Annotated in this window: 15 protein-coding genes; 8 read left to right on the forward strand and 7 right to left on the reverse strand. The window is 63.9% G+C overall.

The genetic code is table 11. The features are described from left to right. Position 1: 1 nt before the first annotated feature. The gene (gene puuE / locus M1D43_RS21065; protein ID WP_014527243.1) at positions 2 to 1,417 is read right to left on the reverse strand and encodes an allantoinase PuuE; all 1,416 of its coding nucleotides are present in this window, start codon (positions 1,415 to 1,417) and stop codon (positions 2 to 4) included. A gap of 167 nt (positions 1,418 to 1,584) precedes the next feature. On the opposite strand from puuE, the gene uraH reads away from it, so the two are divergent. The 4 genes from uraH to xdhC are packed head-to-tail and all read left to right on the forward strand — an operon-like array spanning position 1,585 to position 6,683. Further along, the gene (uraH, locus tag M1D43_RS21070; protein WP_010975645.1) at positions 1,585 to 1,956 is read left to right on the forward strand and encodes a hydroxyisourate hydrolase; all 372 of its coding nucleotides are present in this window, start codon (positions 1,585 to 1,587) and stop codon (positions 1,954 to 1,956) included. Positions 1,957 to 1,961: 5 nt separating this feature from the next. Further along, complete coding sequence (xdhA, locus tag M1D43_RS21075) at positions 1,962 to 3,443, forward strand: xanthine dehydrogenase small subunit (protein WP_014527242.1); 1,482 nt, start codon at positions 1,962 to 1,964, stop codon at positions 3,441 to 3,443. A gap of 13 nt (positions 3,444 to 3,456) precedes the next feature. After that, positions 3,457 to 5,790, forward strand: a complete 2,334-nt coding sequence (gene xdhB, locus M1D43_RS21080) for a xanthine dehydrogenase molybdopterin binding subunit (RefSeq protein ID WP_014527241.1) — start codon at positions 3,457 to 3,459, stop codon at positions 5,788 to 5,790. Between the two features lie 35 nt (positions 5,791 to 5,825). Further along, positions 5,826 to 6,683: a xanthine dehydrogenase accessory protein XdhC gene (xdhC, locus tag M1D43_RS21085; RefSeq protein WP_013850744.1), complete on the forward strand. Its 858-nt coding sequence runs from the start codon at positions 5,826 to 5,828 to the stop codon at positions 6,681 to 6,683. On the opposite strand, the gene M1D43_RS21090 is transcribed toward xdhC, so the two are convergent. Beyond that, positions 6,673 to 7,065, reverse strand: coding sequence for a winged helix-turn-helix transcriptional regulator (locus M1D43_RS21090; RefSeq protein WP_014527240.1), 393 nt, complete (start codon positions 7,063 to 7,065; stop codon positions 6,673 to 6,675). The genes xdhC and M1D43_RS21090 overlap by 11 nt on opposite strands. 100 nt (positions 7,066 to 7,165) lie before the next feature. Between M1D43_RS21090 and M1D43_RS21095 the strand changes: the two genes are divergently transcribed. Continuing rightward, positions 7,166 to 8,146, forward strand: a complete 981-nt coding sequence (locus tag M1D43_RS21095) for a quinone oxidoreductase family protein (RefSeq protein ID WP_014527239.1) — start codon at positions 7,166 to 7,168, stop codon at positions 8,144 to 8,146. An 11-nt stretch (positions 8,147 to 8,157) separates the two neighbouring features. Here the strand turns inward: M1D43_RS21095 and M1D43_RS21100 are convergent, their stop codons facing one another. Further along, positions 8,158 to 9,105 (reverse strand): LysR family transcriptional regulator, encoded by a 948-nt coding sequence (locus M1D43_RS21100; protein ID WP_010975651.1) that lies wholly within the window; start codon positions 9,103 to 9,105, stop codon positions 8,158 to 8,160. A 149-nt stretch (positions 9,106 to 9,254) separates the two neighbouring features. On the opposite strand from M1D43_RS21100, the gene M1D43_RS21105 reads away from it, so the two are divergent. Both M1D43_RS21105 and guaD read left to right on the forward strand, forming a co-directional pair. Then, positions 9,255 to 10,493, forward strand: coding sequence for a urate hydroxylase PuuD (locus tag M1D43_RS21105; RefSeq protein ID WP_013850741.1), 1,239 nt, complete (start codon positions 9,255 to 9,257; stop codon positions 10,491 to 10,493). Next, the gene (gene guaD / locus M1D43_RS21110; RefSeq protein ID WP_014527238.1) at positions 10,490 to 11,833 is read left to right on the forward strand and encodes a guanine deaminase; all 1,344 of its coding nucleotides are present in this window, start codon (positions 10,490 to 10,492) and stop codon (positions 11,831 to 11,833) included. Before M1D43_RS21105 ends, guaD begins: the two co-directional genes overlap by 4 nt. A gap of 206 nt (positions 11,834 to 12,039) precedes the next feature. Here the strand turns inward: guaD and M1D43_RS21115 are convergent, their stop codons facing one another. Both M1D43_RS21115 and M1D43_RS21120 read right to left on the reverse strand, forming a co-directional pair. After that, positions 12,040 to 12,546 carry an Hsp20/alpha crystallin family protein gene (locus M1D43_RS21115; RefSeq protein WP_014527237.1) on the reverse strand — a complete coding sequence of 169 codons (507 nt, stop codon included), beginning with the start codon at positions 12,544 to 12,546 and terminating at the stop codon, positions 12,040 to 12,042. Positions 12,547 to 12,669: 123 nt separating this feature from the next. Beyond that, on the reverse strand, positions 12,670 to 13,149 hold the full coding sequence (locus tag M1D43_RS21120; RefSeq protein WP_013850739.1) for an Hsp20 family protein: 480 nt from the start codon (positions 13,147 to 13,149) through the stop codon (positions 12,670 to 12,672). A gap of 375 nt (positions 13,150 to 13,524) precedes the next feature. On the opposite strand from M1D43_RS21120, the gene M1D43_RS21125 reads away from it, so the two are divergent. Further along, a complete protein-coding gene (locus M1D43_RS21125) occupies positions 13,525 to 13,830 on the forward strand; it encodes a DUF982 domain-containing protein (protein WP_010975656.1) in 306 nt (101 codons plus the stop codon). A 38-nt stretch (positions 13,831 to 13,868) separates the two neighbouring features. Here M1D43_RS21125 and pbpC read toward each other — a convergent pair whose 3' ends face one another. Next, the gene (pbpC, locus tag M1D43_RS21130) at positions 13,869 to 16,010 is read right to left on the reverse strand and encodes a penicillin-binding protein 1C (protein ID WP_027990133.1); all 2,142 of its coding nucleotides are present in this window, start codon (positions 16,008 to 16,010) and stop codon (positions 13,869 to 13,871) included. 8 nt (positions 16,011 to 16,018) lie between these two features. Continuing rightward, positions 16,019 to 21,466: an MG2 domain-containing protein gene (locus M1D43_RS21135; protein ID WP_498814502.1), complete on the reverse strand. Its 5,448-nt coding sequence runs from the start codon at positions 21,464 to 21,466 to the stop codon at positions 16,019 to 16,021. Positions 21,467 to 21,621: the final 155 nt, after the last annotated feature.

The following is a 21,621-nucleotide window of genomic DNA, read 5'->3' on the forward strand; positions in this document are numbered from 1 at the left end:
CTCAGTCCGGCAGCGTGTCGCGCAGCCGCAGGAGCGCGATCCGCTCCACCTGGCGGCACGCGGTGACGAATTCCGTCTCCCGATCGTTGCCGATACGGTTCTCGAAGGCGGCAAGGATCTCGTCCTTGCTGCGCCCCTTGACGGCCAGGATGAAGGGGAAGCCGAACTTCTCGACATAGGCATTGTTGAGGTTCGTGAAACGCTCGCGCTCCTGATCCGTCAGTGCGTCGAGGCCCGCCGAGGCTTGTTCCGAAGTCGAGCTCTCGGTCAGGCGTTTCGCCTGGGCGAGCTTGCCGGCAAGATCGGGGTGGGCGGTGAGGACGGCAAGCCGTTCCTCTTCGCTTGCCTCGCGAAAGACCGCGCAGAGCGCCGCGTGCAGTCCCGTCGCCGTATCGTTGGCCGGGCCGAGTTCGCCTGCAAAGGCGCGTCTGGCGATCCAGTCCGAGTGCTCGAATACCCCTCCGAAGCGATCGATGAAGGCATCCTTCGAAAGCCGCGAGGGACGGTCTTCGTTCGGCTGGAACGGATAGGTCTCTGCCCAGTAACGGGCAATGTCGATGCGGCGGGCGAGCCAGACCTTCTCGTGGCTCTGCACATAGTCGAGGAAGCGGGCCAATGCGGCGGCGCGGCCGGGCCGGCCGACGAGACGGCAGTGAAGGCCGATGCTCATCATCTTCGGCGCGCCGGCAGTTCCCTCGGCGTAGAGAACGTCGAAACTGTCCTTCAGATAGCTGAAGAACTGGTCGCCGCTGTTGAAGCCCTGTGGCGTTGCGAAGCGCATGTCGTTGGCGTCGAGGGTATAGGGGATGACGAGCTGGTGCCGGCCGGCATGTTCATGCCAATAGGGCAGGTCGTCCGCATAGGCGTCGGAGACGTAGTCGAAGCCGCCGGCCTCGGTCACGAGATCGAGCGTGTTCACGGAGCAGCGGCCGGTGTACCAGCCGGTCGGCCGTTCTCCGGTTACGATCGTGTGGAGGCGGATCGCCTCGGCGATCTCGGCGCGTTCGCGCTCGGCGTCGAAATCCTTGTGCTCGATCCATTTGAGGCCGTGGGAGGCGATCTCCCAGCCGGCGTCCTGCATGGCGGCCACCTGGGCGGGCGATCGCTTGAGGGCCGTGGCGACGCCGTAGACGGTGGCCGGTATTTGCCGGTCGGTGAACAACCGGTGCAGCCGCCAGAATCCGGCGCGCGCCCCGTATTCGTAGATCGATTCCATGTTCCAGTGGCGCTGGGCGGGCCAGGCCTGAGCGCCGACGATTTCCGAGAGGAAGGCCTCGGACGCCGCGTCGCCGTGAAGCACGCAGTTCTCTCCGCCCTCCTCGTAATTGATCACGAATTGAACGGCGATCCGGGCGCCATCGGGCCAGGCGATACGCGGGTTCGGACCATGGCCCAGGAGATCGCGGGGATATCTCATAGCAGCAGCTCCTCCAGAGATTGTCTCGTCCCCCAATTCGTAGCGAGAATTCCGCCCCGCCATTCCCCCCGAAAAATTTGAAAGTCTCGAAGGTTGAACCCGCTACACAAGGGCGCCCGCGCTTCGGATACTCTATCCTCGATGCTGACTTTCGGAGGAGCGACAGAATGCAAGTTCAAGACGGAACGCCCGGGCGTCTGACGACCCACGTGCTGGACACGGCGAGCGGGAGACCGGCAAGCAATCTGCGCATCGACCTCTACCGGATTGAAGGTGAACGGCCGGAGCTTCTCTCGTCGACCCGCACCAACGATGACGGGCGCTGCGATGCGCCGCTTCTCAACGGCTCCACGATGGAAACCGGCACCTACGAACTGCGCTTTCACGCCGGCGAATATCTCGGCACTGCGGCCGAGCGCGGCGCGAACCCGTTTCTCGACGTGATTCCGATCCGCTTCGGGATCGCCGACCGGGCCGCGCATTATCACGTGCCGCTCCTGCTTTCGCCCTACGGCTATTCCACCTATCGCGGGAGCTGACGGCAATGACGACCGAAATCCGCAATACGATCCGTTTCCTTTTGAATGACCGGCCCGTCGAGCTTGCCGATGTCTCGCCGGTGCAGACGCTGCTGGACTTTCTGCGCATCGACCGGAGTCTGCGCGGCACGAAGGAAGGCTGCGCGGAAGGCGACTGCGGCGCCTGCACCGTGCTTGTCGGCCGGCTTCTCGACGGCAAGCTCAAATACGAATCGGTCAACGCCTGCATCCGCTTCGTGGCCTCGCTTGACGGCTGCCATGTGGTGACGGTCGAAGCGCTTGCGCAGCCGAACGGGCCGCTGCATCCCGTGCAGCAGGCGATGGTCGACACGCACGCCTCGCAGTGCGGCTTCTGCACACCCGGTTTCGTGATGTCGCTCTACGGCCTCTGGATGACGAATGCGAAGCCGAGCGTTCAGGAAATCGAGAAGGCGCTGCAGGGCAATCTCTGTCGCTGCACCGGTTATGCGGCGATCATTCGGGCGGCGGAAGCGATTGCATCGGTCGGCGAGCTCGGCAAGGACCCGCTGATTGTGGAACGCGAGGAGATCACGCGGCAGCTGGAGGCGCTTCGGGACGGCTGCCGCGTCGAGATCGGTGGCGAAGACGAGCGCGTCGTGCTTCCGGCCTCGCTGGACGATTTCGCTGCGGTTCTCGAGGCGAACCCCAAGGCGACGATCGTCGCCGGTTCGACCGATGTCGGGCTCTGGGTCACGAAGTTCATGCGCGACATCGCGCCGGTCGTCCATCTCTCGCATCTGGAAGAACTGCGGCGGATTTCCATCGCGCCGGACGGTATCACCCTTGCCGCCGGCGTGAGCTACACGGAGGCCTATCCGGTCATCGTCCGGAACTTCCCGCAATTGCGCGAGCTCTGGGACCGCATCGGCGGCGAGCAGGTGCGCAACATGGGCACGGTCGGGGGCAATATCGCCAACGGTTCGCCGATCGGCGACACGCCGCCGGCGCTGATCGCACTTGGCGCTTCGGTGACCCTGCGCAAGGGAACAAGCCGCCGCACGCTGCCTCTGGAAGCCTTCTTCATCGAATACGGAAAACAGGATCGCGAACCCGGCGAATTCGTCGAGACTGTCCGGATTCCCTTCCTGGACGAGACCGAGCGCTTCGCTGTCTACAAGATCACGAAACGCTTCGATGAAGATATTTCCGCAGTCTGCGGCGCGTTCCGCGTGAAGCTCGACGGTGACGGCAAGGTTGCCGACGTCGCTATCGCTTTTGGCGGCATGGCGGGCACGCCGAAGCGCGCGTCGAATGTGGAGGCCGCTCTCAAGGGCGCGCAATGGAACGACGCTGCCATCGAGGCTGGCGTGGCGGCCTTCGAGCGGGATTTCACGCCGCTCACCGACTGGCGCGCCTCTTCTGAATATCGGATGCTCGTTGCCAGGAATCTCCTGCGGCGGTTCCATCTGGAAACGCAGGAAACGCGCAATATCCGGATCGACCGCACGGTCGCGGTGGCTATGTAGAGAGGGTGGACCCATGAATGTGATGCAGCCCGTCGATCGCGTCCGCGGCGCCGTCCACGACAAGGAACGCCACGAATCCGGTCACAAGCATGTTTCCGGAACCGCCGAGTATATAGACGATATTCCCGAGCCCGCCGGTACGCTTCACGGCTATCTGGGGCTGTCGCAGCGCGCGCATGCCGAAATCCTGTCGGTGGATTTCGAGGCGGTGCGTAACAGTCCGGGTGTCGTGGGAGTGCTCACGGCGGAGGACATACCCGGCGAAAACGATATCAGCCCGGCGCACAAGCACGACGATCCGGTCTTCGCGGCCGGCAAGGTCGAGTTCCACGGCCAGCCGATCTTCGCGGTCATCGCCACCTCGCGCGAGGCCGCCCGGCGCGCGGCCGCCAAGGTAAAGATCGATTATCGCGATCTGCCGCATGTGACGGATGTTCTCGAAGCGGCCGCCGCGAACTATCCGCTGGTGATCGATCCCCTGAAGCTCGAGCGTGGCGACATCGATGCCGGCTTTGCCAAGGCGAAAAACACCGTTTCGGGCGAGATGCGCATCGGGGGCCAGGATCACTTCTATCTCGAAGGCCAGATCTCCTTCGCCATTCCCGGCGAAGATGATGAAGTCACCGTCTTCTCCTCGACCCAGCATCCCAGCGAGACGCAGCTCATGGTCGCCCATGTGCTGGGCGTGCCGTCGAATGCCGTGACTGTCAACGTCCGGCGCATGGGCGGCGGCTTCGGCGGCAAGGAGACGCAGGCAAATCTTTTCGCCGCGGTTGCGGCAGTGGCGGCGAGGAAATACCGCCGCGCGATTAAAGTGCGCCCCGACCGCGACGACGACATGACGGCGACGGGCAAGCGCCACGACTTCCACGTCGACTACAAGGTCGGCTTCGACGACGATGGCCGCATCGAGGCGGTGGACGCCGTCTTCGCCGCCCGCTGCGGCTTCTCGGCCGACCTTTCCGGACCGGTGACCGATCGCGCGCTCTTCCACGCCGACAACTGCTATTTCTACCCGAATGTCCGGCTGCGCTCGCGCCCGCTGAAGACCAACACGGTCTCGAACACCGCGTTCCGGGGGTTCGGCGGACCGCAGGGCATGGTCGGCGGCGAGCGGATGATCGAAGACGTCGCCTATGCGCTCGGCAAGGACCCGCTGGAAATCCGCAAGCTCAATTTCTACGGCGGCGAGGGGCGCAACCTGACGCCGTACCACCAAACGGTGGAAGACAACATCATCGGCCGGATCATCGAGGAGCTCGAGGTTTCGTCCGACTATGCCGCCCGGCGGCAGGCGGCCATCGCCTTCAACCGCGAGAGCCCCGTCATCAAGCGCGGTATCGCGCTGACGCCGGTGAAATTCGGCATCTCTTTCACCAAGACGGAATATAACCAGGCCGGCGCCCTGGTCCATGTCTATACGGACGGTTCGATCCAGCTGAACCACGGCGGCACGGAGATGGGGCAGGGGCTCTACACCAAGGTGGCGCAGGTCGTGGCGGACGAGTTCCAGGTAGATCTCGACCATATAAAGGTGACGGCGACCTCGACCGGCAAGGTGCCGAACACCTCGGCGACGGCCGCTTCGTCCGGTTCGGACCTCAACGGCATGGCGGCCGCCAATGCCTGCCAGCAGATCAAGGAGCGGCTCGTGCGCTTCGCGGCCGAGCGCTACGGCGTCGGCGAAGCTGATATCGCCTTCGAGCCCAACACGGTCCGGATCGGCGCCGAGCGCATCGCCTTTGCCGATCTTATCAAGGCGGCTTATGCCGCGCGCGTGCAGCTTTCGGCGGCCGGATTCTACAAGACCCCGAAGATCCACTGGAGCCGCGCCGAGGGGCGGGGGCGTCCGTTCTATTATTTCGCCTACGGCGCCTCGTGCTCCGAGGTCAGCGTCGACACGCTGACCGGCGAATACCAGGTCGAGCGGACCGATATCATCCACGATGTCGGCAAGTCGCTGAACCCGGCGCTCGACCTCGGTCAGGTCGAGGGTGCCTTCGTCCAGGGCATGGGCTGGCTGACGACGGAGGAACTCTGGTGGGATGCCAAGGGCCGGCTGAGGACGCATGCGCCCTCCACCTACAAGATCCCGCTCGCGTCCGATCGCCCGCGCGTCTTCAACGTGCGTCTGGCCGAATGGTCCATCAACAGGGAGGAGACGATCCGGCGCTCGAAGGCGGTCGGGGAACCTCCCTTCATGCTGGGGATTTCGGTTCTGGAGGCGATATCCATGGCGGCGGCGAGCGTCGCGGATTATCGTATTCCGCCGCGTATTGATGCCCCGGCAACGCCGGAGCGCGTGCTGATGGCGGTCGAGCGCCTGCGCGCCGCCCGGGCCGGGTAGGGACGATCGCGCGGCGAAGATAGTGGATGACTGAGATGGCGCGCAGAGAGGACATACGGGATTTCCTGAGCCGTGGAACGGCCTGCGTGCTTGTCGAGGTGGCGAGCGCGGCAGGCTCGACGCCGCGCGATGCGGATGCCTGGATGCTCGTCTCAAAAGATCGCACCTTCTCCACGATCGGTGGCGGACAGCTTGAATTCATGGCGATCGACCACGCGCGCAAGCTCGTTCAAGGGGCGAACGCGGATCTCCGATTGGCGATCCCCCTCGGCCCGGAGATCGGCCAATGCTGCGGCGGTCATGTCGCGCTTTCTTTCAAAAAGGTCGATGCGGACACGCGTGCGGCACTTATCGAACGCAGCGACGATGAGATCGCGCATCGGCCGCATGTCTATATCTTCGGCGCCGGCCACGTCGGCAACGCGCTCGCAATGGCGCTGTCGCACGTGCCGCTCAGGACCGTTCTCGTCGACACGCGCGAGCACGAACTCTCGGCCGCCGACGTGCCGGGTATCGAGACCTGCCTGACCGCAATGCCCGAAGCCATCGTGCGCGACGCGCCGCCGGACAGCGCCTTCGTCGTCCTCACCCACGATCACGCACTCGACTTCCTGATCGCGACTGAGGCGCTCGGGCGCGAAGACGCCAGTTACGTCGGCATGATAGGCTCGAAGACAAAACGCGCGACTTTCAAGAACTGGCTGTCGCGAGAGGTCGATCGTCCTGAGCTTTTCGGGAGGCTCGTCTGCCCGATCGGCGGTACGGCGGTGAAGGACAAGCGGCCGCCGGTGATCGCAGCGCTTGCCGCGGCCGAGATACTGACTGCGGCGCTGAACCGCCATCTGCAGCCTCGCGCGCCCACCCCGAAGAGCCGGAGATCGATCAAGGCATAGCCCGGTTGTCGCCCTTTCGCGGGCGGATCACGCAGTCTGCCACGTGATCGACCTCGTTCAGTTCGGCGGCGTGGCGCTGACCCCACTCGCAAAGTGCCAGCAGGACGGGCTCGAGGCTGACGCCGAGCGTCGTCGCCGAATATTCGACGCGCGGCGGTATCTCGCGGAAAATCTCCCTGTGTACGAGGCCATGCTCCTCCATTTCGCGGAGCTGCTGGATCAGCACTTTCTGGCTGACGGCGGGTATCAGCCTTCGCAACTCGGACAGCCGCTTCGGCCTATCGAACAGATGGTAGAGGACGATGGCTTTCCAGCGTCCGGAAATCACTTTGAGTGCGCGCTCGGAGGGCAGCACCGGCAATTTCTTTATGATCTCAGCCATGGTTACCCATCGGTCAGTATGGAACGAAAGAGTGTGTAGATGCGGTCTGAAGACTAGCCCTAAATAGCCGCGCAAACCAACAGTTTCGAGGCAAGTTCTTATGAAGGCCATTGAGTTCCGCCGCTTCGGGTCGCCAGACGTGCTCCAAAGCGTCGATGTCGCTACACCGAGTCCGGGAAGGGGCGAGGCGCTCGTCCGCGTGGGCGCCGTTGGCGTCAACTATTTCGAGGTTCTGATGCGGCAGGATCGCTACGCGGTCACGCCCGAACTGCCGATGATCCCAGGTGTGGAGGTCGCCGGCGTCGTCGTAGCGGTCGGGGAGGATCTTTCCCAGGATATCATCGGCAGTCGTGTCGCGGTCCCGATGTTCGCTCATGGGCGGGGTACCGGCGGATATGCCGAATATGTATCGGTCGATGCCGCGATGCTGGTACCGATCCCGGACGGACTGTCCTTCGAAGCCGCTGTTGCCCTGATGGTGCAGGGCCTCACGGCTCTTTATCTCGTCCGGCAAAGCTCGCTGCAGAACAAAACGCTGCTGATCAGCGCTGCGGCAGGCGGTGTGGGTTCATTGCTCGTGCAATTGGCAAGGGACGGCGGCGCGCGGACGATTGTAGCGGTTGCAAGTTCGCAGAAAAAGCTCGACTCCGCCCGTTGGCTCGGTGCTCACCTCGGCATCAACTATGCGGCGCCTGATTGGACGGCAACGCTCAGGGAGGCTTTGAACGGTGGCGGGGTCGACATTCTTTACGATTTCGTCGGCGGCGAATTTACCCACGCTGCGATCGATCTGCTGGTACCGGCGGGAGAGCTGGTTTTCGGCGCCCTCGGCAGGTTTGCGTTGAGCGGCCGGCAAGTAGAATCGATGTTCGCACTGAACCAATCCCTGCGCGGCTTCGCCTTACTGCCGCTCTTGGACCTCGCCGGATTGAAGGCGGACCTCACCGAGCTTTTCACCCGGGCGCAAGAGGGCGCCTTGACGGTCGCGATCGACAGTCGCTTTTCGCTTGATCGGGCCGCGGACGCACACCGGGCTATCGAGAGCCGCCGAACGATCGGTAAGGTCGTGCTTGTGCCCTGAGGGCGCTTCGCTCAAGCGCTGGAACGCTCCTGCACTTCGGCAGACTCGGCCAGCATCTTGCCGATCAGCCGCTGACAGCGCTCGGCCATGAAGTCGATCATCAACCGCACCTTCGGATCCTGGAAGCGCTTGTGAGGGTAGATCGCCGCGAGCTGTGCACCGAGCGGTGGCGTCTCTTCGAGCACCGGGACGAGCAAGCCCTCGTCGATATGCTGTTTCACCTCGAAGAGCGGCTTGTTGACGATGCCGCGTCCGTCGAGCGCCCACTGGGTTAGCACGTCGCCATCATCCGAATCATAAGGGCCGCCGACCTCGAACTTGCGGACGCCATCCGGCGTCTGCAAGGTCCAGTAATACTCCTTCGACCCGGGATAGCGCAGCAGAAGACAGTCGTGGCTATGGCTGAGGAGGTCGTCCGGCGACGAAGGGATGCCGCGCCTTTCGAAATACCGCGGCGACCCACAGAGCACGCGGTCGCAGTTCATGATGCCGCGCATGCGCAGGTTCGAATCCTCGAGTATGCCGAGCTTGAAGGCGATGTCGACGCCCTCGGCAAGGATGTCGACATTATGATCGGAGAGGCGCAACCGCACCTCGATATCCGGATAGCGGTCGTGAAACTCCGGTATGCCGGGCGCGATCAGCCGCCGCCCGATGCCGAGCGGGGCGGTGATCTTCAGCGCTCCCTTCGGATTTCTTGAAAGATCGGCAATGGCGCTCTCCGCCTCGTTGACCGCCTCGAGGATCTTTACCGCGCCTTCGTAGAAGACCCGTCCGTGCTCGGTCGGCGTCAGTTTTCTGGTGGTGCGGTTGAACAGGCGCACGCCCATATGCCGCTCCAACTCCTTGATTCTGTTGCTGGCAACGGCCGGCGTGACGCGTTGATCGCGGCCCGCTGCCGATAGTGTTCCAAGTTCCACGACGCGCACGAACACACGCACATTATCGAGATAGGACATGCTTCCGCCTCTGCTCTTCCGGCGCGAACGTAGCGCTCCGGCCTCTCTTCGATTTTATAGTTTTTTTTGAAAGAGTTGGTGCGATGGCGCCGTTCCCGCCTCCCCAAGCAATGACACATAATGAACGCGAGAGAAATGGGGAGAACTCAATGTACGAGTATGCCATCGCCTGGGATTGGCTGACATTTGCGGTCAGATGGCTGCATGTCATCACCGGCATCGCCTGGATCGGCTCATCCTTTTACTTCGTCGCGCTCGACCTGGGGCTGAAGCAGCGTCCGGGCATGCCGGTCGGCGCCTATGGCGAAGAGTGGCAGGTGCATGGCGGCGGCTTCTACCACATCCAGAAATATCTGGTTGCGCCGGAAAACATGCCGGAGCACTTGATCTGGTTCAAATGGGAGTCCTACGTCACCTGGCTCTCGGGTTTCGGCATGCTTGCGCTCGTCTATTATGCCGGCGCGGACCTCTACCTCATCGATCCGAACGTGCTCGACGTCTCGAAGCCGATGGCAATCGCCATCTCGCTGGCTTCGCTTGGCTTCGGCTGGCTCGCCTATGACATGATCTGCCGTTCGCCGTTCGGCAACGACAATACGCGGCTGATGGTGCTGCTCTATTTCATCCTCGTCATCGTCGCGTGGGGCTACACCCAACTCTTCACGGGCCGGGCCGCCTATCTGCATCTCGGCGCCTTCACGGCAACCATCATGTCGGCCAATGTGTTCTTCATCATCATCCCGAACCAGAAAAAGGTTGTTGCCGACCTGATCGCAGGTCGCACGCCCGATCCTGCGCTCGGAAAGCAGGCGAAGCAGCGTTCGACGCACAACAACTATCTGACGCTGCCCGTGCTGTTCCTGATGCTGTCGAACCATTATCCACTCGCCTTCGGGACGCAGTATAACTGGATCATCGCCTCGCTGGTCTTCCTCATGGGCGTCACGATCCGCCATTGGTTCAACACCCGCCACGCCAACAAGGGCAGCCCGACCTGGACCTGGCTCGCGACGGTGCTTCTGTTCATCGCCATCATGTGGCTCTCCACCGTGCCCAAGGTCCTCTCCGACGGCGGAGAGGCCAGGGCTTCGACGGCCGCCGAGGCCGTCGTCGCGTCACCGGACTTCTCCAAAGTGCGCGACACCGTGCTTGGCCGCTGTTCCATGTGCCATGCGCGCGAGCCGGGATGGGAAGGCATAATCGTGCCGCCGAAGGGCGTCGTTCTCGAAGCCGATGGCGACATCGTCGCGCATGCCCGCGAAATCTACCTGCAGGCGGGGCGCTCGCATGCCATGCCGCCCGCCAATGTCACGGGCATTACCGAGGAGGAACGCCAGCTTATCGCCAGCTGGTACGAGACGACCGTAACGGAAGGAAAAGTCCAATGAGCGATCAATTGATCCGCGGCCGCGTGCTGACTTTCGTCAAGGAGCCCGCGGGCGTCGACGATGCCGGCTCCTATCGTTTCTTCGAGGACGGCGCCGTTTTCGTGAGCAAAGGCAAGATCGCCGGCGTCGGTCCTTACGGTGACGTGGCGAAACATGTGGGGCCCAGCGTAAAGATCGCCGATCATCGGCCGCATCTGGTAATGCCCGGTTTCATCGATACGCACCTGCATTTCCCGCAGACACAGGCGATCGCCTCCTACGGTGCGCAGCTCCTCGAATGGCTGAACACCTACATCTTCGTCGAGGAGCAGAAGTTTAAGGCGCCCGAGCACGCGGCCTTCATTGCCGACCGCTTCATGGACGAACTCCTGTCCAACGGCACAACGACGGCGGCCGCCTATTGCTCGGTGCATCCGGAAAGCGTCGATGCATTCTTTACGGCAGCCGAAGAGCGCAACATGCTGATGATCGGCGGCAAGGTGATGATGGACCGCAACGCGCCCGACGCGTTGCGGGACACGCCCGAAAAGGGCTATGACGAGACGAAGGCGCTTATCGCCAAGTGGCATGGCCGCGGCCGCGCGCATTATGCGATCAGCCCGCGTTTTGCGATCACCTCGACGCCGGAGCAGATGGAGGTGAGCCGCGTGCTCGCTGCCGAGCATCCGGATTGCTACGTTCAGACCCACCTGTCCGAAAACCGCGACGAGATCGCTTTCGCCACTTCGCTCTATCCGGAAGCGAAGGACTATACCGACATTTATGCACGCTACGAGCTTCTCGGCCGCAAGACTCTGCTCGGCCATTGCATCCATCTGAGCGACCGCGAAATATCTGTCCTCGCAAAAACCGGGGCGGTCGGCGTCTTCTGCCCGACCTCGAACCTCTTCCTCGGCAGTGGCCTCTTCGATCGCGACCGTTTCGACAGGCTTGGCGCGCGCCACGCGGTCGCGACCGATGTCGGCGGCGGGACGAGTTTCTCGATGCTAGAAACGATGGACGAGACTTACAAGGTTCTGCACCTGCAGGGCCAGCGGCTCTCCCCGCTCAACTCCTTCTACATGCTGACGCTCGGCAACGCGCGCGCGCTCGACCTCGAACATCGGATCGGCTCGCTGCACGCCGGCGCGGATGCGGACATCGTCGTCCTCGACAGCCGCGCCAAGCCGGCCATGGAGCTCAGGATGCAGGTTGCCTCGACGCTTGCCGAAGAGCTTTTCGTTCTGCAGACCATGGGCGACGATCGCTCGGTGGCTGAGGTATATGTTGCGGGCAAGCCGATGAAGAGCGGGCGGCGGGAGACGAAGGCCGAGGCCGTCAGGGTACTGGCAATGGCTTAGCTAAAAGTACGATCAAAGGAAACGTGCAGTAGCATCCGGCTGCGATCGCCCCATTTAGATGGGGAGAAGGGACAAGCGGCAGTCTCCGTGAGCTTTCGCGAGGGACGCGAAAGGGTGCCCGCCAGTCACTTCGCCCCGCCCGCGGGGAGAAGGTGCCGGCAGGCGGATGAGGGGCGTTCGCCCACCGCTGGGACCGCAACAGGCTACTACCGCCCGTTGATGGCAATGCGCTTGGCTTTCGACTGGGCCTGCTCGGTCTTCGGCAGAGTAACGGTCAGGACGCCATTGCGGAAGGTCGCATTCACCTTGCTTTCGTCCACCTCGTATCCGAGCGCAATGCGCCGCTCGAAGCGTCCGTAATATCGCTCCGAGAACTGGTTTTCCTGGTCCTCGGTCTCTGCCCGTTTTTCGCCTCGCAGCGACAACACGCCGTCGGACAAGGACAGTTCGACATCCTTTTCATCGAGACCCGGCAGTTCCGCGGTCACCTTGATTTCCTTATCCCGGTCGGAGACCTCGACGCTCGGCCAGCCACCTGCAAAACCCGAAAAGCCGCTGATGGGCAGGCGGGTTTCGAAGCTGCGGAAGGCGTCGTCGAACAGGCGGTTCATTTCCCTGTGGAGCGCCAGGAAGGGATTTCGGTCGTTGTCACGATAGGAAGCCGGCACCTGGCCCTGCGCACGGCCCCATGGGATGAGATCACGTACATTCATCGGTCCGTTCCTTTCTTTGCAGTGGAGCGGGAGGTGCGTAATTTCCGGCGCTTTCCCGCTCCAATCCGCCGAGAACCGAGGCGTCGGCGGACGCCGGCGCTTCGGTGCGGTATGCATGTGCGGCTACGCTGCGTGCTTTTCGCCTTCGATCTGTTTCGAGGCTTCGCCGGCTGGCAATGCTTCTGCCTGATGTATCTCAATCCGACGCGGCTTCATCTGCTCGGGAAGCTCACGGACGAGGTCGATCTTGAGCAGGCCGTTGGCGAGGTTGGCGCCAGTGACCGTTACGAAGTCGGCGAGCTGGAAGCGACGCTCGAAATTGCGTGCGGCAATACCGCGGTAGAGATATTCGGTGTCGTCTTCTCCGGCTTTCGCACCGGTGACGGTCAGCATCTGCTGCTCGTGCGTGATGGTGATCTCGTCCGGGGCGAAGCCCGCTACCGACATTGCGATCCGGTACTGGTTCTCGCCGACCCGCACGATGTCGTAGGGCGGCCAGTTGTCGTTGGGCGCCAGGCGACTTGCGGAATCCAAGAGGTCGAACAGATGTTCGAAGCCAACGCTGGAGCGCGACAGCGGCGAGAAATCGAAGCTTGTTCTCATAGCCATATCCTCCTTGAGCAACATGGACGATGAGGAGCGCCGAAGAGAACGGAGCTCCTCGACTGCGAGCCCCTTACAGGCGGCTCTCGCACCCGATTTAGTCATTCGAAGCCGGGTTTCAAGGGGTCCCGAACATCGATTTTCGTTCCTTTGCCCGGCCCCCCGGCGACCGCGAAAACTGGCCGATCGAAAGAGGGCCCAAGCCACTGATCGGGGTTCTTGAATTTACCTTTTCCGCTCCAATATCTGTTCAGCGCGATACGTTTTCGAGACGCGCAGAGATCAATATGGCACCCCGCAGCGCTGCATGGTTCGTTCGACCCGTGGAAGTGCAGCGGGCGTGCAATTCATTGACGGCATAGGAAAGGAGGAAAAATGCTTCTCAATGAGATCCCCTGGACGATCCCTCTCACCGTGCGCCTTTCCAACGGTCTGACGCACACTTTTGCCTCCGTTTACGAGGCCCTCGACTTCCTGGAAAACGAGTGGCCGCTCAGGAAGGGCGAGCGCTACGAACGGGCGGTGCGGACCTGTCGGCGGGCGTTGAACCGGATGACGCCGGCGGCAGTGGCACGGGAAGCCTTCATCGCCGCTTGCCTTGAGGCGGGCATGCCGCTCGTCATGGCGCCTCCGGCCCGCGAGCCGCAAGGCGATACCGTCAAGGCCGCGCACACGGCATGAAGGGGGGACCGGCGGTCGGGTGGAGCGTCCATATTGTTTCACTGGACGAAGACGCGAACGCTGGCGGCACGCCCCAGCGCATCGATGACCGTGAGCGTCGAGTAGCCGCCGCCATCCGGCTGCCATTGACTGACGCGCCGTCGGGTCACGTCGGGCAGCGGACGGCCATTGGCAAGCCAGCGGAAGGGCGCTCGGCCGCCCTGGAGCTTCAGCGTCAAGGGCGTGATCCCGTCATTCCCTTGCGCGCCAAGCTCGACGCGGGCGCCTTCGGGCGGGAACACGATCTGCGGCGCCGCTTCACGGACCGAAGCCGAAAGCAGCCCGTTCGCGGTGACCGAGAAGCGTCGCTGGCTGATCGGCAGATCGGCCTGGACAAGCCGGACGGCGCCCGCGGGCGGGCCGGGCAGGGGTGTGATGGCGACCCCCGCCTTAGCGAATCCTTCGAACAGAATCGGCGCCGCCGCACCGTAACCGGTCAAGCCGGGCACCGCGCCATTGTCGGGCCTGCCCACCCAGACACCGAGCACATAGCGGCCGTCGAAGCCTACGGACCAGGCGTCGCGATAGCCGTAGCTGGTGCCGGTCTTGTAGGCGATGCCGTGCCGGCGGCTTCCCGCCGGTGGCAGCACGTCCGAGAGTATGTCGGCGACATGCCAGGCGGCGACCGTCGACAGCAGCGGCTCGCCGTCGGTGGGACCGGGGACGCCTTCGATGCCGTCGCCGAGGCGCACCGGCCAGCCCTGGTTCGCAAGGCCCGCATAGAGCTGCACGAGCTCGCGAAGCGTGATGCCGACGCCGCCGAGGCCGATCGCAAGCCCCGGCGCCTCGTGCGGCGGCAATTTCGGCCTGACGTCGGCGCGCCGGAAGCGCACCATCAGGCGCGACGGACCGACGGCATCGAGCAGGCGGATCGCCGGCACGTTCAGAGACAGTTGCAGCGCCTGGCGCACGGTGACGTCGCCCTGATAATTCATGTCGAAATTGCGCGGCCGATAGCCGAAAAAGTCCGCCGGCCGGTCTTCGATGATCGTCTCCTGGCTGACGAGACCCTCCTCGAAGGCAAGACCGTAGATGAAGGGTTTCAGCGTCGATCCGGGGGAGCGGGTGATCCGCGACATGTCGATCCAGCCCGAGCGGCTTGCGTCGAAATAGTCGGCCGAGCCAACCTCGCCGACGATCTCGCCGGTCCTGATATCGGCCATGACCATGGCGACCGACACTTTGGGACCGAGCCTTGCAGCACCTTCACGTGCGACGCCTTCGAGGCCGCGTTGGATATTGCGGCTAAGCGTCGTCGGATACAGGCGCCCCGCCGGATCCTTCCGTCGCGCCGCCTCGGCGAGGTGGGCAGCATGGGCGGGAAGCTGCAGGCGCCGCGTCGGTATGGCGGTCATCGCCGCCCGCTCCGCTTCGCCTTCGCCAATGACCCTGGCGACCGCCGCGCGGGCGAGCACGCGTTTGCGGGCCGCTTCGGCGGCGGCAAGATTGCGGTCGGGCCGGCGCTTTTCCGGCAGTTGCGGCATTGCGACGAGCAGTGCTGCCTCTCCCGCCGAGAGGCGGCGCGGCTCCTTGCCGAACCAGGCGAGGCTTGCCGCGCGCACGCCCTCGAGATTGCCGCCATAGGGCGCATGCGTCAGATAGAGATCGAGAATCTCGTCCTTGCCGAGGCGCCGTTCGATTTGGATAGCGCGCGCCACCTGCAGGAGCTTCGCCCCCAGCGTCCGCCGCTCGCGCGGCTCGATAAGCCTCGCCACCTGCATGGAAAGCGTCGATGCGCCGGAGACGATACGGCCGTTGGTGACGAATTGCAGCGCGGCACGAGCGAGCGCCAACGGGTCGACCCCGTGATGTTCGCGAAAGCGCTGGTCCTCATAGGCGATCAGCATCTCGATGAAGCGCGGGTCGACGTCCTGAGCGGTCGTCTTCAGCCGCCACAGTCCATCCTTGGTCGCGAAGGCGCGCAGGAGGTGGCCGTCTCTGTCGAGAACTTCGGCCGAGACCGTACCGGCCACGGAGAGGGGCGGCGGAAAGGTCCTGTCCGCCCATTCGAGGGTGAAGACTGCGAGTGCGGACAGGATTAGGGCGAGGGATAACGCGACGATCGCCCGGCCGCGTCCGGATGGGTCGCGTGAGGCCGGCACAATGCCGTTGCGGTACGACTTTCGCCGAGAGAACATCATCCTGCGTCCTACTGGGCTGCCTGCACCTCCATGCGGCCGGTCGCCGTGCGCGCCGAGAATTGCGGCCGGTACATGTCCTCGACGTTCGCGGCCGGATGGTCGTAGGTGCCGGGCGTCACCGCGCGCACGACATAGGCGAGCGTGATCTCGCGGTTGTCGCCCGTCGAACGGTCGAAGGCGGCCACGAAGCGGTCGCTGCGGAATTCTGTGTGGGCGGCCTGGACTTCGCCGATCCATTCGAAATTCGAGAGCTGGGCGCTGTCGACGAGGCTTGGATTGTCGATCTCGAAACCGGCGGGCAAGAGATCGGTGATGAGCACCCGGGACGGCCAGTCGTTGGTCTCGGTCACCTTCAGCACCACGACATAGCGCTCGTTCTGCCGGGCCTCGCTGACATTAGCCGCCGTTCCGTCGAGCGTGTAATAGCTCCGCTCGATGGTGAAGCCTTCGCCGCCGGCCGAGAGCGGCTGCGCCGGCGCCGCCACGGTCGTGACCACGGCGGAGACCGCGTCGGTGCCTTCGTTGCGGATAACGACCGGATGCTCGATCAGCGCGTCGCCGGTCATGCGGGCGGCGTAACTGCCCGTGCGCGCTGCGCCGTTGACCTCGATCCTCATGTCCTCGTCGCCCCCCTGGATCGCGCGTGCGGCAAGGAGCATCCAGGTTTGTTCCTGGGTGCTCGTGTATCTAGCCTGCTGCCACTCCCGGGCAACGACCCTGGATAGCTCGGGAATGATCGGCGGCACGGGCCGGCTCTCGGCTGCCAGCGCCAGCACGGCCGCGCCGTCGCGAAGCGAAGAGCCGTAGTCGGAGCGGGCGAGGCTGACATTGACGAGCCCGGTCGACATATTGGCCGCGGCCGCGAAGATATCCTGCGAGCGCCGGGCATCGCCATAGAGCGCGAGCGCCGCGGCGATATGGGCCTTGGCAAGCGGGGTCGGGAAATCGCCGAGCATCGCGTCCGCATAATAGCGCAGATCGCTGATAGCGGCCTTGCGGTTGCGCGCAAGGACATAGAGCGCATAGGCGATCTCGTTGCCGCGGTCCTTGACGTTGGTCTCGTAGCTCAGCGCGTTCTGTAGGTTTTCGAGTGCCTGCACCATCGATTGTTCCGGCACGTCGAATTTCTGTTCCCGCGCCCGGGTAAGGAAATCGGTGACGTATGCATCGAGCCAGAGATCGCCGGAGCCGGGGCTCCAAAGGCCGAAACTGCCGGCGGAGGATTGATATGCAAGGACCCGATAGATCGCCTCCTGCACGCGCTTCTTCACACCTTCGTCGTCTCCAAGCCCGGCTTGCTTGGCAAGCTCGCTGAGATAGAGCAAGGGCAAGGCGCGGCTCGTCGTCTGCTCGGCGCAGCCGTAGGGATAGCGGTCGAGCGTCATCAGAAGCGCCGGGATGTCGAAGGCGGCCGAGCGCGTGACGTTGAGGCTGACAGAGGCGCCCTGCAGCAGGCTGTCGGCGAGCAATTGCTCGTCCACCGTAAGGCTGCTGCCCGCGGCGACATTGACGACATGACGCTGTGTGACCGGAAGGGCAGCCGGGCGGACAGGAATGTTCAGCGTCTGCTCCAGCGACAGGCCCGCGGCATTCGAGAGCCTGACGGTGACGAGACCGTCTCCCGAATACTGTCCGGCGAGCGGCAGAGTCAGAGCGGATTTGCCGCCGGCGTCGAGGTTCATCATTTCGGCCGCTGTCTGTTCGACGGTGACCGGGCCGTTGGTCGTGACCTGCAGTTGATAATCGCCCGCCGGCCCGTCGGCGTTGGCGATATCGAGCCGCAATTCGGCCCGGTCTCCCGGCGCCAGGAACTTCGGCAGGCTCGCAGTCACGACGACCGGATCGCGGATGACCACGTCCTTGACCGCGTGGCCGACGCCGGATTTCGTCCAGGCGACCGCCATAATCCGCGCCGTTCCGTTGAATTGCGGAATGTCGAAGCGCATGTTCGCCATGCCTTCGGCGTCGAGCTTGATGGCGCCCGAGAAGAAGGCGACGAGCTTTTCGGTCGGGGGGCTGCCCTGGATCGGCATTTGTCCGCCGTCGCCGCCCGTGCGCAGCCGGCCGGTCGCGCCGAGCGAGCCGTCGATCAATCGTCCGTAGAGATCGCGCATCTCGAGGCCGAGCCGCCTCTGACCGAAATACCATCCGTCGGGGTCCGGAGCTTCGTAGCGCGTCAGGTTCAGGATGCCGACATCGACAGCGGCAACCGTGACATAGGCGTCTTCATTGGTGCCGACGCCCCGTACCTGAAGGCCGATATCGAGCGGCCGGCGCGGCTCGGTTTTGTCGGGCGCGTCCAAGCTGACGGCGAGCTTTCGGTCCGCCGGATCGACGGCGAGCCACTTGATACCGATCGCCCGCATGGGCATGCGGCTCTCCTGGGCTTCGCCCGGGCGGTAAAGCGTCGCGGTGACATAGGCGCCGGTACCCCAGTCGGCCGTCACCGGCAGTTCCACCTCGCCACCGGTTTCGGCAATGGCCGCGGTCTTCGCCGTCACCAGGGTTTCCGTGCCGACAGTCACCAGCAGTTCGCCGGCAAAGCGCGGCGAGACCTTGAGCTTCGCCGTCTCCCCGACCGCGTAGTTCTCCTTGTCGAGAGCGATCTCCAGCCCGTCTGGGGTCTCCGTGGAGGTGGCCTCGACATACCAGCCCGCATCGAACTCAACGCTCGAAGCCGGCCCGTCAAGGGCCGCCGCCTCGATCTCCAGCCGATAACGGCCCCAGCCGACCGGGACCGAAATTTCGGCGCCGTCCTCCGTCACGTCGGCCGAGCCGCTCGCGACCTGTTTGGTGGAGATGACCGGCTCGTATTTCCAGGCGGTGCCGTCGCGATACCACTGGTAATTCCGTTCGACGCTGATCAGCTTCCAGGGGAGACCCGGCATCGCGGTCCTGGTGCCGTCCGCGTCGACCGCGATGACGTGGAATTTCCCGACCGAGTTTTCGGCGAGGTCGCCGGAGAACTCCGGCTTGATGCCGATTATCGGTCCCTCGGGTTTCACCGGAAGGGTCAATGTGCGCTCGATCGCGCGGCCGCCGGCCTCGCGCATGCGAACGGTCACATTGGCGTTGAGCAGCTGCGTCGTTCCGGGAACTTCGGCGAGATCGACATGGAAAACCGACTTGCCGTTTTCATCGAGCGGCTCCAGCCCCTCCAGCGGCAGGCGCGTGTCCTCGCTTGCCTCTTCGTCGGCGAGGCCGAAGAAATAGCCATTGAACGCTTCGCTCCGGCGTGTCGGCCTCACGGCAATTTCGCCTTCGAGCGTCAGGCCCGCGGCCGGTGCGCCGTAGAGATAGCGTCCGTCGACGACGATTTCGATCGGGGTGCCGACCTCGATCGCCTTTGCTTCGCTCGTCAGGTCGAACTCGGTGCGGTCCGGTACGAAGTCGTCGACGAGGAACTGCTTCTCGGCGATCGCAGAGCCCTTTGGATCGGTGAAGATCTGCATCGTCCAGGTGCCGCGCATCGCATTTTCAGGGACCGGCAGATCGAGCGTGTGCCCGCCGAGCTTGCCGCCGTCGCTGACGAGGCGGCGGTCCTCGACGCCGTCCGGGCGCAGGAAAACGAAGGTCAGCGGCAACTTTTCGATCGCGGCACCGTTGACGTCGCGGGTGAGCGCTGCGGCATGAACGGTTTCGCCCGCGCGATAGATGCCGCGTTCCGTCCAGGCGAAGACGTCGATCGCACCCGGTGCGGCGCGGCCGGTAACGCCTCGGTCGGAAAGGTCGATGCCGGCGCGCGTCATGTCGAGGAACACGTAGTCGTCGCTACCCTTTCGGGCGGTGATCGCCGACGGCGTCACGCTGGCCGTGCCGCGGATCAGCCCGGCGGAAAAGGTTGCGCGTCCTTCCGCATCGGTCGTCGCCGTCCCGAGCACCTCATTGTTCTTCGCGACCAGCTGCAATTCGACCTCTGCAAGAGGCTTGGCGCTCGCAAGCGAACGCGCGAAGACGGTAAGCCCATCCGTGCCTGCAAAGGTCGACATGCCGATGTCGGACACGACGAACCATTGCGTGGCGCGCGCATCCCAATCCTGTGCAAGTCCGGTTCCGGAGCTCGCCGTCAACACGTAGACGCCGGGCTTGCGCTGCGGCAGAGCCTCGTCGACCGGAAAGCTCGTCACCACTTCCTTGTTCAGCTCGGTCTCGATTTCGATGCTGCCCTGCCAGACCAGCTCGCCGCTCTCGTCCTTGATGCGCTCCTCGCTGTAGCCGTCGATCTGGGTCAGGAACTGGGAGCTCGTGAGCAGCGAAGAGATGTTGCGGTCGCCGATACGGTAGAGCTTGAGCTTGGCACTTTCCGTGTTGACCGAGACGATCGGAATGCCGCGACGTGCAGTCGAGGGCAGAACGAAGCTGTCGCCGGTGAAGCGGACCATCGGCGCGCGGTCCTTCACGTAGACGTCGAGGCTGACGGGCGTCTCGATGACTTCCTCGACGGAGGAGGGCAGGCCCTGCCTCAGCACGAGTTTGTAACGCTGGCCATGCGCCAGGCCTTCGACGCAGATTTCGCTGCCCTTGGCTTCCACCGCCTTCGGCGCGGCGCCATCGAGCGTCACGAAGGAGGAATAATCGGGACCGTTCTTCAGAAGCGGCTCTGAGAATTGCACGCAGGCGCGGGGGCTGGCGCTGTCTGCATCGACCGTGTGGCCGGTGACCCGAAAACCTTGCCGCGCCTTGAGATCGAGATAAGCCGTCTCGACTGCATTTGCCTGCACGAGCTCGAGGCTGGCTTTGTAGGACTGAAGCGCGGCGCGATAGTTCTGCAGCTTGTCGAGTGCCTGGGCGAGAATGGCCAGCGCATGCGCGCGACGTTGCGTGGTCCGCGTCAGTTCATAGCCGTTGAGCGCGGCAAGGGCGGCTTCGCTCGCCATGTCCGTGCCGCCGTCAAACCGGTTGGCGGCCTCAGCCGTCTCCAGCCACAGCGCACCGTCTTCCGGCGTTATTGCAAGCGCGCCGCGGAAGGCCTTGAGAGAGGCGACGAAGTTGCCGGCCGTCAACTCGCTGCGCGCCGTCTCGACGAGGCCGTTGACCCCGAATCCCTGCTGGTCGTCGGCCAGAACGAGATTCGCCTTCACATCGCGCGCCTGCTGCAGGAGATCATCCGAGACGAAATCGAGGCGCGGCGGTGCCCCGATGTCGGCTTCGCCGGCGGCGGTTTCGGCGACCTTGCCGGCGATGGCCCCCGGGAACGTATTCAACTGGTTGAAGTCGGACTTGAGGAAGCACCACTTCACCTTTGGATTGTAGGTGAAGGCCCTGCAGGAGCGGTCGGCAATGCAGGCACTCTGGCATTGGTCGAGCGATACGTTCTGCTCGGTGCGCAGATCGAAGCCAAAATAGTCGGCATCGTTGGTAATCTCGATCCGGCGTTCGGGCTCGGCCGCTGCGACCGGCATTCCCAGGGAAACGAGTGTGAAAAGAAGGGTGGAAAGACCGAGAAACGCGCGCATAGACAAAAGTCCCCCCGACGCTGGCCGCTTCGATTGTACATCACTTTTTCAACCTTCGCTGGGCGTTGTCAATCGAGGAAACGGCGAGTTCAGGGACAACCCGGCCCTGAAGCACGAGCCCACAAGCCAGTTCGTACGGCCAGCTTTGCCCCAGC

It is taken from the genome of Ensifer sp. R1-3 (genome assembly GCF_056739175.1).